Genomic DNA, 14,834 nt, shown 5'->3' on the forward strand with positions numbered 1-14,834 from the left:
GCCAGGGCCGGCCAGGGAACTCGCATGGAATGTTGGCCTGAACAGTCGTTTGATCATGACCTTGAAGAGGATTTCAACGTGACCAGTAAGCAGAACCTTCGCATCAACGTGCTGGCAGCCGCGCTGCTGTCGATCTCGGCCGGTTCGGCGTTCGCCGCCAGCCCGCGTACCGAGGAACCCAAGCGCCCGGCCACTGCCGCGCAGCAGAGCAGCAACGGCATCATCGTCAAGTACCGCGCCGGCAGCGCTGCTGCGTCGGACCGTTCGGCCAAGCTGGCCGTGGTCAACTCGGCGCTGTCGCGCGCGACGCTCAACGGTGGCACTGCGCGCGCTGGCGCGCTCAACCCGCAGGTGGTGCGCAAGCTCGGCGTGGGCGCCGACCTGATCCGCCTGCAGAGCCGCCTGGGCGATGCCGAACTGCAGAAGGTGCTGGCCGAACTGAAGGCCGACCCGACCGTGGAATATGCCGTGGTCAATGCGCGCATGCAGCGCGCCGACCTGCGCGCCAAGCCGACCGAAACCAAGCAGCTGGTGCCCAACGACCCGTACTACGCGCAGTACCAGTGGCACTTCGGCAACGCCACCGGCGGCATCAACGCGCCGTCGGCGTGGGACGTGTCGCAGGGCGAGGGCGTGGTGGTGGCGGTGATCGATACCGGCATCCTGCCCAACCATGAAGACTTCAGCGGCAACCTGCTGGAAGGCTACGACTTCATCAGCGACGCCGAAACCTCGCGCCGTCCGACCGACGCCCGCGTCCCGGGTGCGCTGGATTACGGCGACTGGGTGGAGAACGACAACGAGTGCTACACCGGCTCGCTCGCCGAAGACAGCTCCTGGCACGGCACCCACGTGGCCGGCACGGTCGCCGAAGCCACCAACAACGGCGTCGGCATGGCGGGCGTCGCGTACAAGGCCAAGGTGTTGCCGGTGCGCGTGCTTGGCAAGTGCGGCGGCAGCCTGGCCGACATCGCCGATGCCATCACCTGGGCCTCCGGCGGCACCGTGGCGGGCATTCCGGCCAACGCCAACCCGGCTGAAATCATCAACATGAGCCTGGGCGGCAGTGGCGCCTGCGACCCGGTCTACCAGGCCGCGATCAACGGTGCGGTGTCGCGTGGCACGCTGGTGGTGGTGGCCGCAGGCAACGCCGGCGGCAACGTCGCCAACGCGCGTCCGGCCAACTGCAACAATGTGGTTGCGGTGGGCGCCACGCGCATCACCGGCGGCATTACCTACTACTCCAACTACGGTGCGGCGGTGGATCTGTCGGCCCCGGGTGGCGGTGGCAGCGTCGATGGCAATCCGGGCGGCTACATCTGGCAGGCCATCTCCAGCAGCACCACCTCGCCGGAACTGGGCACCTCCGATTACGGCGGCAAGGGCGGCACCTCGATGTCGTCGCCGCACGTGGCGGCGGTGGCCGCCCTGGTACAGAGCGCACGCATCGCCAACAACCGCGACGCGTTCACCCCGGCCCAGCTGGAAACCCTGCTCAAGGAAACCGCGCGCAAGTTCCCGGTGACCATCCCGGCGGCCACCCCGATCGGCACCGGCATTGTCGACGCCAAGGCCGCGCTGGCCAAGGCGCTCGAGGAAGAGTGCACCGAGAACTGCGGTCCCACCGCGATCCCGCTGACCAACAAGGTCGCCGTGGGCGGCCTGAGCGGTGCCGGTGGCAGCGAAGTGCTGTACAGCTTCGACGCGCAGGCCGGCAAGGTGCTGAGCCTGCTCACCTACGGCGGCAGCGGCAACGTGTCGGTGTACGTCAGCCAGGGCAAGGAGCCGACCGCGACGGTGTTCGACGCCAAGTCGACCCGCCCGGGCAACAGTGAAACCGTGCGGTTCACCGCGCCGGTGGCGGGCACGTACTACATCAAGCTGGTCGGCGAGTCCGCGTTCAGCGGCGTCAGCGTCATCGCCAACCAGTAACGGGTGTGTGGTTGTTGGGGAGCCGGTCTTGTGACCGGCTCCCCATTTTTTTTGGGTGATCATCCGTCGGGTAGAGCCACCCCATGGGGGCTGCCGCGCTGATCGTGCACCACGCGCAGCCACCCACGGGGTGGCGCTACCCCCGTGTGGATGCGTTGTCTTTCCCTGGTCGTGTCTGTCGCCATTTACCCGGGCATACGGCGGTCCTGCGGGCTGCGTCGATTTCACATCGCACCGGCACGTAAAGCGACCCGCTGAACTGCTAAAGTCACACGGTCGCCAGGAGAGCTTCGTGAACGCGGTTGCCCACGATCCCACTGCAGAAACCACTGCGGAAACCCGCATCGTCGACGCCTTGCTGCGCAACGGGCGCCTGAAGGAAGGCGATCTGGCGCGCGCGCGTCCGCTGCACCGTGAGTCCGGCGGCAGCCTGCTGCAGTTGCTGGTGCGGCTGGGCCTGGTGTCCGAGCGCGACCACGCCCAGGCCAGCGCCGAGGTGCTGGGCCTGGCGCTGCTCGACGCACGTACTGTGCCGGAAGTGGCGCCCGAATCGCTGCTCGATGCACTGCCGTTGTCGCTGCGCTTCCTCAAGCAGTTCCACGTCTGTCCGCTGGCCCTGCACGATGGCGTGCTGGACCTGTGGCTCAGCGACCCGCAGGACCCCTATGCTGCCGATGCCGTGCGTCTGGCGATGGGCGTACCGGTGCGGCTGCATGTCGGGCTGCGCTCGGAAATCGATGACCTGATCGAGCGCTGGTACGGCCAGGGTCGCAGTGCGATGGGCGCGATCGTGGAAACCGCCGATGGCGAAGGCAGCGCGGTCGACGACATCGAACACCTGCGCGACCTTGCCTCCGAAGCGCCGGTCATCCGCCTGGTCAACCTGGTGATCCAGCGCGCCTTCGAACTGCGCGCCTCGGACATCCACATCGAACCGTTCGAAAACCGGCTCAAGGTGCGTTACCGCGTCGACGGCGTGCTGATCGAAGGCGAAAGCCCGCCGGCCAACCTCACCGCCGCGGTGATCAGCCGCGTCAAGATCATGGCCCGGCTCAACATCGCCGAACGTCGCCTGCCGCAGGACGGTCGCATCATGCTGCGCGTGCAGGGCAAGGAGCTGGACCTGCGCGTGAGCACGGTGCCCACCGCGCACGGCGAGAGCGTGGTGATGCGCCTGCTCGATCGCGATACCGTCGTCTTCGATTTCCACCGGCTCGGCTTCACCGATGCGTTCCTGCCCCAGTTCCGCAAGGTGCTCGAGCAGCCGCACGGCATCCTGCTGGTCACCGGCCCGACCGGCTCGGGCAAGACTACGACGCTGTATACCGCGCTCAGCCAGCTCAATACCGCCGACGTCAAGATCATCACCGTGGAAGACCCGGTGGAGTACCAGATCGAAGGCATCAACCAGATCCAGGCCAAGCCGCAGATCGGGCTCGACTTCGCCCACGCGCTGCGCAGCATCGTGCGTCAGGACCCGGACATCATCATGATCGGCGAAATGCGCGACCTGGAAACGGCACGCATCGCCATCCAGTCCGCACTCACCGGCCACCTGGTGCTGTCCACGCTGCACACCAACAACGCCGCCGGCGGCATCACCCGCCTGCTCGACATGGGCGTGGAAGATTACCTGCTCACCTCCACCATCAACGGCATCCTGGCCCAGCGCCTGGTACGCCGGCTCGAACCGCAGCACGCCGTGCGCTACCTCGCCTCGCCGGAGGAGATCGAGAAGTTCGGCCTGCGCCGCCTGCAGCCGCAGGGCGATATTTTCCTGTACCGCGCACAGCCCTCGGCGATCGCACCCACCGGCTACCTGGGCCGCACCACCATCATGGAATTCCTGGTGATGAACGACGAGCTGCGGCGTGCGGTGATGCGTCGCGCCGGCATGGGCGAGATCGAGCAGATCGCGCGCGCGGCCGGCATGCGCACGATGTACGAGGATGGCCTGGCCAAAGCGTTGCTGGGCCACACCACGCTGGAGGAAATCCTGCGCGTGACAGAGGAATCCTGATGCGCCTCCACCCCACCTGGCTGGCGGGCCGCTGAGCATGGCGCTGTACCGCTACAAGGCGCTCAATGCGCACGGCGAACTGTTCGACGGGCAGATGGAGGCCGCGAGCGAGGCCGACGTGGTCACCCGCCTGCAGGACCAGGGCCACCTGCCCATGGAAGCGCGCCTGGCCAGCGAGGGCGTGGCCACGGCCACCTCGTGGGCCGCGCTGCTGCGCCGCAAGCCGTTCGACGGTGCCGCGCTGGTGCAGTTTACCCAGCAGCTGTCCACTCTGCTGGGCGCCGGCCAGCCGTTGGACCGCGCGCTGACCATCCTGCTGGAACTGCCCGAGGATGAGCGCAGCCGCCGCGCCATCACCGACATCCGCGACGTGGTGCGCGGCGGTGCGCCGCTGTCCACCGCGCTGGAACGCCAGCATGGGCTGTTCTCGCGGCTGTACATCAACATGGTGCGTGCCGGCGAGGCCGGCGGCAGCCTGCACGACACGCTGCAACGCCTGTCGGAATACCTCGAACGCAGCGCCGAGCTCAAGGGCAGGGTGATCAACGCGTTGATCTACCCGGCGATCCTGCTGGCGGTGGTCGGCGGCGCGCTGCTGTTCCTGCTGGGCTACGTGGTGCCGCAGTTCGCGCTCATGTACGAAAGCCTGGACGTGGCCCTGCCGTGGTTCACCCAGTGGGTGCTGGCCGCCGGGCTGGTGGTGCGCGACGGCTGGCTGGCGATGATCGTGGTGCCGGCGCTGGCGTTGCTGGTGATCGAGCGCAAGCTGCGCCAGCCCGCGTTCCGCCTGGCGATGGACGGCTGGCTGCTGCAGCGCAAGGGCATCGGTCCGCTGCTGGGCAAGCTGGAAACCGCGCGGCTGGCACGTACCCTGGGCACTCTGCTGCGTAACGGCGTGCCATTGCTGGCCGGGCTGGGCATCGCACGCAACGTGCTGGGCAACCGCGCCCTGGCCGCCGACGTGGATGCGGCAAGCGACGACGTCAAGAACGGCAACGGCCTGTCGGTGTCGCTGGCACGCGGCAAACGCTTCCCGCGCCTTGCCCTGCAGATGATCCAGGTGGGCGAGGAATCGGGCGCACTGGACACCATGCTGCTCAAGACCGCCGACACCTTCGAGCAGGAAAGCGCACGCGCCATCGACCGCCTGCTGTCGGCGATGGTACCGGTGATCACCCTGGTGCTGGCGTCGGTGGTCGGACTGGTGATCGTCGCCGTGCTGGTGCCGCTGTATGACCTGACCAATGCCATCGGCTGACGATGGCCATTTCGCATTCCCCTGACCCCTGCAAGGAGCCTGCCGCATGCAACGCCGCCTGATCCGCTTCACCTCGCCGCGCCGCCAGGCCGGCATGAGCCTGTTGGAAATCATCATCGTGATCGTGCTGATCGGCGCGGTGCTGACGCTGGTGGGCAGCCGCGTGCTGGGCGGTGCCGATCGCGGCAAGGCCAACATCGCCAAATCGCAGGTCCAGACCGTGGCCGGCAAGGTCGAAAACTACCAGCTGGATACCGGCAAGCTGCCGGCCAAGCTTGACGACCTGGTCACCCAGCCCGGCGGCACCAGCGGCTGGCTGGGCCCGTATGCCAAGCCGGCCGAACTCAACGACCCGTGGGGCCACCCGCTGGAATACCGCGCCCCCGGCGAAGGCCAGCCGTTCGACCTGATCAGCCTGGGCAAGGACGGGAAAGTGGGCGGCAGCAGCTACGACGCCGACATCAAGTACGAGTAAGCCCGCTTGCCGGTCGTCGCCCTGCCATGCACGCGCTTGCCCCGCCGCCCGCCGCGTTCCCTGCGCCGGGTGTCCGGGCTGTCGTTGTTGGAAATGCTGCTGGTGGTGGCGCTGATCGCCATCATCGGGGCGGTGACCGCCACCGCGATGAACGGCGGCATCGACGGCATGCGGCTGCGCAACGCCGGCAAGGAACTGGCCAGCCAGCTGCGCTACACGCGCACCCAGGCCATCGCCACCGGTGAGCGCCAGCGCTTCCTGATCGACCCCCAGACACGCACCTGGCAGGCGGCCAACGGTCGCCACGGCAACGTGCCGCCCAGCCTGGACGTGCGCTTCCGCGGCGCGCGCGAAGTGGCCACCGCCACCGGGCAGGGGGCCATCGCGTTCTATCCCGACGGCGCTTCCAGCGGCGGCAGCATCGACCTGCAGGTGCGCGAAGCGGTCTGGCACATCGACGTGGGCTGGATCACCGGGGACGTGCGCTCGGGCCCACAGCGGGATCGTCCATGAAGCATCAGCGCGGCTATTCGTTGCTGGAGGTGATCGTGGCGTTCGCCGTGCTGGCGCTGGCGCTGACCCTGCTGCTGGGCAGCCTGTCCGGCGCCTCGCGGCAGATCAAGCAGGCGGACCTGCGCAGCCGCGCGGTGCTGCATGCGCAATCGCTGCTGGCGGTCACCGGTGTGGTCGAGCCGCTGCAGGACGGCGAGCGCAGTGGCGAATGGGAAGACGGCCGCTACCGCTGGACATTGGAGGTTGCGCCGTACCAGGAGCCGCGCACCGATGCGTTGCCAGTGGCCGACACCGTGGCCGGCCCCCGTCTGGCGCAGCTGACCCTGCAGGTGTCCTGGGGCGACACCGACGCCGATCGCATGCAATGGCGCAGCCTGCGCCTGCTGCCCGCCAGCCCGGGTACGCCACGATGAGCCGTGCGCACCGCGGCTTCACCCTGATCGAAGTGCTGCTGGCCACCGCGTTGCTGGTCGGCGGGCTGGCGCTGGCCTTCGCCACCGTGCGCTCGGCACTGGCGATCAGCCAGCGCGGCGAACAGATGGCCGCGCACAACGAGCGCATGCGCGCGGTGGAAGGCTTCCTGCGTCGGCGCCTGTCGATGGCCATGTTGACCGCCACCACGCCACCGGACCCCACCCGCGAACCGGAGTACTTCCTGGGCGAGCCGCAGCACATGGTGTTCGTGTCCGATCTGCCCGGCTACCTCGGCCGCGGTGGCCCTTACGTGCACGAACTGCAGGTGCGGGGCAGCGGCGACGCGCAGCGCCTGGACCTGGCGCTGACCCTGGTGCAGAACGGCGAGCGCATCGAGGAAACCCCGCCGCGCCCGCCCGAGGCGCTGGCTGATGCGCTGCGTGCAGTGAGCTTCCGCTACCGCGGCATCGACCCGCGCAACGGGCAGCTGGGGGACTGGCAGGACCGCTGGGAAGACACCCGCCGCCTGCCGAGCCTGGTCTCCATCAGTGTCACTCCGCGCCAGGGCCCGGCGTGGCCGCCGATGGTGGTGGCGTTGGCGCAGCAGCCACGCGGGGTACGGCCATGAGGCGCGCGCGCGGTGCCGCGCTGGTGCTGGTGCTCTGGCTGATCGCGCTGCTCACCGCGGTGGTTGGCGCGTTCGCGCTGAGTGCCCGCATCGAGCACATGCAGCAGCGCGTGATCAACGACGATGCCATCGGCCAGGAACATGCGCGTGCCGGGTTGGAGTACGCGCTGTACCGGCTGCAGCCCAGCGCGACCCGGCCGCCGTGGGTGGCCGACGGGCGGCGCTATCGCTGGGAGTTCGACCAGCGCCGCATCGACCTGCGCGTCGTCGACGAGAACGGCAAGATCAACCTGAACCTGGCCGACGCCACGTTGCTGCGTGCGTTCCTCGTGGCGATGGACGTTGCGCCCGAACGTGCCGGCCCGCTGGCGGGCGCGATCGTCGACTGGCGCGATGCCGACAGCCTCAAACAGCCCGGCGGCGGTGCCGAACGCCCCGACTACATTGCTGCCGGGCTGCCGTATGGCCCGCGCAACAACCGCTTCGAGACGCTGGGTGAGCTGCAGCGCGTGCTCGGCATGGACGCGACGTTGTATGAACAGCTGGAGCCGATGCTGACCCTGTACAGTCGGCAGTCGCGTCCGGACCCGCGTTTCGCGGCCGGTCCGGTGTTGACGGCATTGGGGCTGGATGCGCCGCGCCTGCTTGCCGAGCGCGAGCGGGCCCAAGCCGGTGAAGATGCAAAAGTGGGCGGTGCGGCGCTTGCCAGTGGCAGCGGCACCTATAGTATCGAGAGCCGCGCAACGGATGAGCGCGGCAAAGTGTCGGTTCTGCGGGGCGTGGTGCGGACGGGGACCGCAGGCACGCCGGGAACGACTTACACGGTCCTTCGATGGGAACAGGGAATGGCAGCACGATGACGGCATGGCGGGACACTCTGGTGCGGGCGCAGGGGCAGATGGCGCCGGGCGTGGTCAACGGCCTGCGCTGGTGGCGGCGTTCGTTGCTGGCGTGGCTGCCCGAGCGCTGGCAATGGGCGCTGGGCTGGTCACGGTCACGCCTGTTGCTGCAGCAGCAGGGCGAGCAGCTGCACGTGCTGCGCGATGGCGGATCGCACACCGAACAGGTGCTGGAATTGCCCTGGCCCCAGACCCCGGCTGCACTGGAACAGCGCCTGGACGCACGCCTGCGCACGTTGCCGCGGCATTGGCTGCTGCCGGCCACGGCCGCGCTGCGCCGTCCGCTGCGCCTGCCTGCGGCGGCCGCCAGCCGCCTGCGGGATGTGGTGGGGTTCGAGATCGACCGGCAGACCCCGTTTGAACCGGCGCAGGTCAGCTTCGATGTGCGCGAGCTGGGCGCGCTCGATGATGGCCAGCTGCAGGTGGAACTGGTGGTGATGCCGCGCCAGGCGCTGGAACAGTGGGCGCAGCAGGTGGGCCCGTGGGCGCAGGGGCTGGCCGGTGTGGATATTGCCGACGCCGCTGGCCAGCCGCTGGGGGTGAACCTGCTGCCGCTGGACCAGCGGCACGCCCAGCGCGATCCGATGCGCCGCTGGAACCTGCTGATGGGGCTGGCGGCGCTGGTGCTGCTGGCCCTGGCCGGCCAGCAGATCCTGGACAACCGCCAGGCCGCCGCCGATGCGCTGGGCGAGCAGGTCAACGCGGCGGCACGCGATGCACGCCAGGTTGCCGCCGAGCGCCAGCACCTGCAGACGCTGGTGGAAGGTGCGGCATTCCTCGAACAGAAGCGCATGGCCCATGCCAGTACCGTGGAGCTGTGGAACGAGCTGACCCGGCTGCTGCCCGATGGCACCTATCTGGAAAAGCTGTCGGTGGAAGGCGATTCCCTGCAGTTGATCGGGCTGAGCCGCGAGGCGTCGCAACTGGTGCCGCTGCTGCAGGACTCACCGCTGTGGCGCAAGGTGAACCTGACCGGCGTGCTGCAGGCCGATGGTGGGGCGGCAGGCCGCGACCGCTTCACCCTCACCGCCGAACTGCAGCCGTTGCCCGGTGCCACCCCCGCAGCGCCCGCCGCCGTCCCTGCCGCGGAGGGTGCCGATGGCAATGCCGACCACACGCCGTGACCGCTGGCTGGCGCTGGCGTTGCTGCTGGCGGTGATCGCGCTGGTCTACCTGGTGCTGGTGCATCCGTTGTTCACCCGGCCGCTGCTGGACATCAACGCCGATATCACCGACCTGCAGGAGCGCGATCAGCGCGTGCAGGCCCAGCTGCAGCAGCGCGGCGCGGTCGCGCGTGGTCTGCAGCAGGCACAGGCGGCCCTGGCGGGGCGGCCCGGTTTCCTGCGGGAAGCCACCGCAGAGTCGGCCGCCGCAGCGTTGTCCGCGCGCCTGCAGGATGCCGTGGCATCGGCCAGCCCGGGCAACCGCAGCTGCGCCATCAGCAACCGCTCGCCGCTGCAGGACACCAGTGCCGACGCGGTGTTCCCCAAAGTGGCCCTGCAGGTGCGGCTGCGCTGCGGCATTCCGGAAATGGCGGCCGTGCTGTACACGCTGGAAACCGGCAGCCCGCGCCTTTTCGTCAACAACCTCAACCTGCTCGCGCAGCGGTTCCAGCAGTCGCCGAATGAAACCGGCACCGGGCTGGACGTGTCCTTCGAACTGGTGGGGTACCTGCAGCCCGGCGGCGCGTCGGACCCGGGCGCGCCGGCGCCGACCGGTGCCGCGATGCCCGCCGACAGCACCGGCCTGACCCCGGCCGGACCCGTGCCCGCCGATGCCCAGGCAGCTGCCAACGCCCAGGCAGCCGCCAACGCCCAGACAGACGCCAACGCGGCGGCGTATGCAGCGCAGGCTGCCGAGGATGCGGCCGCGAGCGCGACCAGTGCCGCCGCTGCGGCTGCCGATGCCGTCGACGCTGCGGAGGCCGACCATGAAAATTGAGCTGACCTCCCTGCGCAGCTGGTGGCTGGCCACCGCGGTGGCGTGGGCCGCCGCGATCTGGATCGCCAGCCTGTTCGGGCTCGGCAGCCGCCTCCCGGCCGCCGCCGAAGGCGACCGCACCGCGTCTCCGCTGCCGGTGCTGCCCGCCGCCGCGCCGGAGCGCATTGCCACGGCCGACGCCTACGCCCAGATCGGCGCCCGTCCGTTGTTCGCCGAAGACCGCCGGCCACGCCCGTACCTGCTCGGCGGCAGCGAACCGGGGGCGTCCAGCGCGGTCAGCCTGACCGGCGTGCTGCTCACCTCTGAATTCAGCATGGCCATCCTCACCACCGACCAGAAGCAGTCGCTGCGCCTGCGCCTCAACGGCGAACCGGTCAACGGCTGGCAGCTGCTGGCACTGGAACCCCGCAGCGCCACGGTCAGTGGCCCCGGCGGTACCCAGGTGCTGGAACTGACTGTGTTCAACGGGCAGGGCGGCGAACCGCCCACGGTGCTGGGCAACCCGGTCAATGGTGCGGTGCCGCCGGCCGGCGCGGGGGTCATGCCGTTGCCGCCTCCGCCGCCCCCGGGCCAGGCGGCGCGACCGGTGCAGGTCGCCACCCCGTCCGCACCGGCACCGGCACCGCCGGCACCCGCCGCCCCCAGCACCCCGGCCCAAGGCCCCAGTGATGCACAGATGCAGGCCATCCGTGCGCGCATCCAGGCGCGCCGCCAGCAACTGCAGCAACAACAACAATCGCAGCGACCGCCCGCGGGCGGCTCCGGCCAGAACCCTTAGAGTGACAGCATGACACTGCGCCTTTTCTCACCGCGTCTCTTCTCCCTGTCCCTGCTTGCCAGCGTGCTGGTCGGCTGCGCCACGGTGCCCGCACCGGAAGTGCGCCGCAACGCCGTGCTCGGCAGCCACCAGGTGGTCGCCGGTGACGGGTCCCGCGACGGCGTGAATGCCGAACCGCTGGAAGCAACCGGCGCACCGCAGCCGGTGATCCGCCGTGGCACCGGCACCATGATCAACCGCAGCGCGGCCGCCGCGGCGGCACCGTCGTTGTCGCAGGCCGGCAACGGCACCGCCACCTTCAACTTCGAAGGCGAATCGGTGCACGCGGTGGTCAAGGCGATCCTGGGCGACATGCTCGGCCAGAACTACGTCATCGCCCCGGGCGTGCAGGGCACCGTTACCCTGGCCACGCCCAAGCCGGTGTCCTCGGCGCAGGCGCTGAACCTGCTGGAGATGGTGCTGGGCTGGAACAATGCCCGCATGGTCTACAGCGGGGGCCGCTACAACATCGTGGCGGCCGACCAGGCGCTGGCCGGCACCGTCGCACCCAGCACCGCCCCGGCGGCCAGTGCGCGCGGCTTCGAGGTGCGGGTGATCCCGCTGCAGTACATCTCGGCCACCGAAATGAAGAAGGTGCTCGAGCCGTACGCGCGCCCCAATGCCATCGTCAACGTCGACAGCGGCCGCAACGTCATCACCCTGGGCGGAACGCGGGCCGAGCTGGAAAACTACCTGCGCACGGTGGAAATCTTCGACGTCGACTGGCTGTCGGGCATGTCGGTGGGCGTGTTCCCGATCCAGACAGGCAAGGCCGAACAGGTCGCCGCCGACCTGGAGAAGGTCTTCGGCGAGGAAAGCAAGACGCCGAGCGCCGGCATGTTCCGCTTCCTGCCGCTGGAGAATGCCAATGCCGTGCTGGTGATCACTCCGCAGGCCCGCTATCTGGACCAGATCCAGCAGTGGCTGGAGCGCATCGACACCGCCGGTGGCAGTGCACGGTTGTTCTCCTACGAACTGCGCTACGTCAAGGCCAAGGACCTGGCCGAGCGCCTGGCCGAAGCCTTCGCCAACGAGAACAGCCGTGGCGGCCGCGGCAGCAGCGGCTCGCTCGCGCCGGGCGCCACCCAGATGGACCTGGGCGGCCGCGACAGCACCTCCAACACCACCGCCCTCAACACCGGGTCCGGCAGCGGCAGTGGCCGCGGCGGGCTGGGCGAAGGCACCATGAGCCTGCCGCAGCGGCAGAGCGGCAACGCCAGTTTCAGCCTGGAAGTGCAGGGCGACACCGTGGGCATCTCGGCGGTGGAAGAAACCAATACGCTGCTGGTGCGTTCCACCCCGCAGGCCTGGCGGTCGATCCGCGAGGTGATTGAAAAGCTGGACGTGATGCCGATGCAGGTGCACATCGAAGCGCAGGTGGCCGAAGTGTCGCTGACCGGCGACCTCAGCTACGGCGTCAACTGGTTCTTCGAACAGGCCGTGGCCACCGGCAAGACCGAAAGCGGCATCGACCTGCCCAGCGCGCTGGGGCGTTCGATCTGGGGCAGCATTTCCGGCGCGGTGGGCGATGGCGGGGTGGGCTGGACCTTCCTCGGCAAGAACGCGGCCGCGGTGGTGACGGCGCTGGACAAGGTCAGCAACCTGCGCCTGCTGCAGACCCCGTCGCTGTTCGTGCGCAACAACGCCGAAGCCACGCTCAACGTGGGCACCCAGATCCCGATCAACTCGGTGTCGGTCAATACCGGCACCGGGGGCGACAACACCTACAGCCAGGTCCAGTACCTGGACACCGGCGTGATCCTCAAGGTGCGCCCGCGCATCACCCGCGATGGCGTGGTGTTCCTGGACATCGTGCAGGAAGTCAGCTCGGCCGGTGCCATTCCAGCCGGCTGCGACCCGACCAAGACCACCTGCAACCCGCCGATCAACACGCGCAAGATTTCCACCGAAGCGGCCGTGCAGAGCGGGGACACCATCATGCTGGCGGGGTTGATCACCAACTCCGACGAAGATGGCTCCAACGGCGTCCCGGGTCTGAGCAAGATTCCGGTGCTGGGCGCCCTGTTCGGCAGGAAGACCCAGAACACCGGTCGTTCGGAAGTGATCGTGCTGCTGACCCCGACCATCGTCCGCAACGCGCAGGAATCGCGCAACCTCACCGACGAGTACAGCAACCGCTTCCGTGCCATGGAACCGTTCCCGAACCACCAGAAGCCGAACAACTGAGCTACGCTGCGGCCACGCGTGCCGCAGACAGGGGGACCGATGGGGACGATCGTGCTGCTGCCGATCGGGGTCGATGACACCGCCCTGGACCTGTGCCTGGGCGCACTGGACGCCGGCACGCCGGCCGACACCGCGGTATGGCTGGCCGACGACGGCCAGGCCGGCCCGCGCGTGCAGCCGGTGATCGAGCACTGGCTGGCCCACACCCGGCTGCGGGCCGAATACACCCGGCGCGCCCGCAGCATCGGCGAGGTGGCGCACCTGGATGAGATGTTGCGTGCCTGTGCGGGCGCCGACGTGGTGGTGCTGGCGCCCGATGCCATTCCTGCACCGTGCTGGCTGCAGCAGCTGGATGCCTGTTTCGCGCGCGATCCATCTATCGGCTCGGCCACGCCGTGGTGCAACGCCGGCGAAACCGCGGCCTGGCCACGGCTGGGCGAGATCGACCCGGTGCCGGCCGACCTCACCGCCATGGCCCAGGCCTGCGCCGGGTTGCCGCCAATGCATCCCGAACTGCCCTCGGCCGTCACCCACGCGGTGCTGCTGCGGGGCAATGCGCGGCGCAAGGCCGGTGGGCTGGACATGCACAGTTACGGCTCGTGGAATGCCGCGCTGGTCGACCTGAGCCTGCGCATGGCCGGGCTGGGCTGGCGCAATGCACTGTGCGAAACCGCCTTCGTGGCGCGTGCGGGCGAAGCCACGGCCTTCGAGGGCGACATGGATGCGCTGGGCACGCGCTGGCCGGGATGGCAGCCCCGCCTGGCTGCGTTCCTGATGGCCGACCCGCTGCGCAGCACCCGCCAAACGCTGCAGCAGCTGCACCGGCAGGCGATAATGCCGCGTTCGCAGGGCGACCTGTTTGCCCCGCCGCCTGCATCCCTTCCGGAGCCACCCGCTTGAGCATTGCCATCGCCGCGATCGTTGTCAGCTACCAGAGCGCGAGCACGCTGGATGCCTGTCTGGCCCGGCTGCGCGGGGCCGACGGCGTGGTCGAGATCCGGGTGGTCGACAACGGCTCCACCGATGCCACCCTGGATATCGTGCAACGCCACGCCACCGCGGATCCGCGCGTGCGTTTCATCGCCAACCCGGACAACCCCGGTTTCGCGGCCGCCAACAACCAGGGCGTGGCCGACAGTCGCGCACCGTGGCTGGCCTTCATCAACCCGGACCTGCTGGTAGAGCCGGGCACTCTGGCCGCGCTGTGCGAACGCGGCATGGCCATCGGCGACTGCCTGCTGGGCATCGAGCAGGTGGACGAGCAGGGCCAGCCCGACCCGGCCGTGCGCCGTCGCGACCCCGACTTCGGGGCCATGCTGCGCTCGCCGGGGCAGGGCGCCAGGCTGGCAATCCCGGTCGATCACAGCCTGCCGCTGCAACCGGTGCCGGCGTTGTCGGGGGCCTTGCTGCTGATGCCGCGCGCCCTGTTCGACCGCATCGGCGGCTGGGACGCCGGTTACCGGCTGCACGCCGAAGACCTCGACCTGTGCCGTCGCGTGCGCCAGGCCGGGGCGCTGGTGGCGATTGCAAACGACCTGCAGGCCGTACACGTGCGCGGGGTGTCCAGCCGCTCGCGTCCATTCTTCGTGGAATGGCACAAGCACCGTGGCCTGTGGCGCTACTTCCGCAAGTTCGAAGCCGGCCAGCGCAGCCTGCCGGTGCAGGGCGCGGTGTTCGCCGCGATCTGGGCCCACGCGGTGGTGCAGATTCCACGGTTGCTGCGCGCCCGGTAGGTACCCGCCGTTGGTGG

14 protein-coding genes are annotated in these 14,834 nt (G+C 69.4%); all 14 read left to right on the forward strand.

Annotated features, from left to right (window positions below):
• The first annotated feature begins 78 nt into the window (after positions 1-78).
• The 14 genes from GQ674_RS01355 to GQ674_RS01420 all read left to right on the forward strand — a co-directional run bounded on the left by GQ674_RS01355 (position 79) and on the right by GQ674_RS01420 (position 14,817).
• A complete protein-coding gene (locus tag GQ674_RS01355; RefSeq protein WP_159495693.1) occupies positions 79-1,932 on the forward strand; it encodes a S8 family peptidase in 1,854 nt (617 codons plus the stop codon).
• A gap of 292 nt (positions 1,933-2,224) precedes the next feature.
• Positions 2,225-3,952: a type II secretion system ATPase GspE gene (gene gspE / locus GQ674_RS01360; RefSeq protein WP_159495694.1), complete on the forward strand. Its 1,728-nt coding sequence runs from the start codon at positions 2,225-2,227 to the stop codon at positions 3,950-3,952.
• 37 nt (positions 3,953-3,989) lie between these two features.
• Complete coding sequence (locus tag GQ674_RS01365; RefSeq protein ID WP_159495695.1) at positions 3,990-5,210, forward strand: type II secretion system F family protein; 1,221 nt, start codon at positions 3,990-3,992, stop codon at positions 5,208-5,210.
• Positions 5,211-5,256: 46 nt separating this feature from the next.
• Positions 5,257-5,685 carry a type II secretion system major pseudopilin GspG gene (gene gspG, locus GQ674_RS01370; RefSeq protein ID WP_038690559.1) on the forward strand — a complete coding sequence of 143 codons (429 nt, stop codon included), beginning with the start codon at positions 5,257-5,259 and terminating at the stop codon, positions 5,683-5,685.
• Between the two features lie 93 nt (positions 5,686-5,778).
• Complete coding sequence (locus GQ674_RS01375; RefSeq protein WP_159499166.1) at positions 5,779-6,198, forward strand: GspH/FimT family pseudopilin; 420 nt, start codon at positions 5,779-5,781, stop codon at positions 6,196-6,198.
• The gene (locus GQ674_RS01380) at positions 6,195-6,611 is read left to right on the forward strand and encodes a prepilin-type N-terminal cleavage/methylation domain-containing protein (RefSeq protein ID WP_159495696.1); all 417 of its coding nucleotides are present in this window, start codon (positions 6,195-6,197) and stop codon (positions 6,609-6,611) included. The genes GQ674_RS01375 and GQ674_RS01380 overlap by 4 nt, the downstream gene beginning before the upstream one ends.
• Positions 6,608-7,240, forward strand: coding sequence for a type II secretion system protein J (locus tag GQ674_RS01385; protein ID WP_159495697.1), 633 nt, complete (start codon positions 6,608-6,610; stop codon positions 7,238-7,240). The genes GQ674_RS01380 and GQ674_RS01385 overlap by 4 nt, the downstream gene beginning before the upstream one ends.
• Positions 7,237-8,100: a type II secretion system protein GspK gene (locus tag GQ674_RS01390; protein WP_159495698.1), complete on the forward strand. Its 864-nt coding sequence runs from the start codon at positions 7,237-7,239 to the stop codon at positions 8,098-8,100. Before GQ674_RS01385 ends, GQ674_RS01390 begins: the two co-directional genes overlap by 4 nt.
• Positions 8,097-9,263 (forward strand): PilN domain-containing protein, encoded by a 1,167-nt coding sequence (locus GQ674_RS01395; protein ID WP_159495699.1) that lies wholly within the window; start codon positions 8,097-8,099, stop codon positions 9,261-9,263. Before GQ674_RS01390 ends, GQ674_RS01395 begins: the two co-directional genes overlap by 4 nt.
• On the forward strand, positions 9,238-10,080 hold the full coding sequence (gspM, locus tag GQ674_RS01400) for a type II secretion system protein GspM (RefSeq protein ID WP_201290204.1): 843 nt from the start codon (positions 9,238-9,240) through the stop codon (positions 10,078-10,080). The genes GQ674_RS01395 and gspM overlap by 26 nt, the downstream gene beginning before the upstream one ends.
• A complete protein-coding gene (locus tag GQ674_RS01405; RefSeq protein ID WP_159495700.1) occupies positions 10,070-10,858 on the forward strand; it encodes a general secretion pathway protein GspN in 789 nt (262 codons plus the stop codon). The genes gspM and GQ674_RS01405 overlap by 11 nt, the downstream gene beginning before the upstream one ends.
• A 9-nt stretch (positions 10,859-10,867) precedes the next feature.
• Entirely contained in the window at positions 10,868-13,084 is a 2,217-nt protein-coding gene (gspD, locus tag GQ674_RS01410) for a type II secretion system secretin GspD (protein ID WP_159495701.1), read from the forward strand.
• A 39-nt stretch (positions 13,085-13,123) separates the two neighbouring features.
• A complete protein-coding gene (locus GQ674_RS01415; RefSeq protein WP_159495702.1) occupies positions 13,124-13,984 on the forward strand; it encodes a glycosyltransferase in 861 nt (286 codons plus the stop codon).
• The gene (locus GQ674_RS01420) at positions 13,981-14,817 is read left to right on the forward strand and encodes a glycosyltransferase family 2 protein (protein ID WP_159495703.1); all 837 of its coding nucleotides are present in this window, start codon (positions 13,981-13,983) and stop codon (positions 14,815-14,817) included. Before GQ674_RS01415 ends, GQ674_RS01420 begins: the two co-directional genes overlap by 4 nt.
• Positions 14,818-14,834 lie beyond the last annotated feature (17 nt).

The organism is Stenotrophomonas sp. 364 (assembly GCF_009832905.1).
In the GTDB taxonomy this organism is placed as follows: Bacteria; Pseudomonadota; Gammaproteobacteria; order Xanthomonadales; family Xanthomonadaceae; genus Stenotrophomonas; species Stenotrophomonas maltophilia_AP.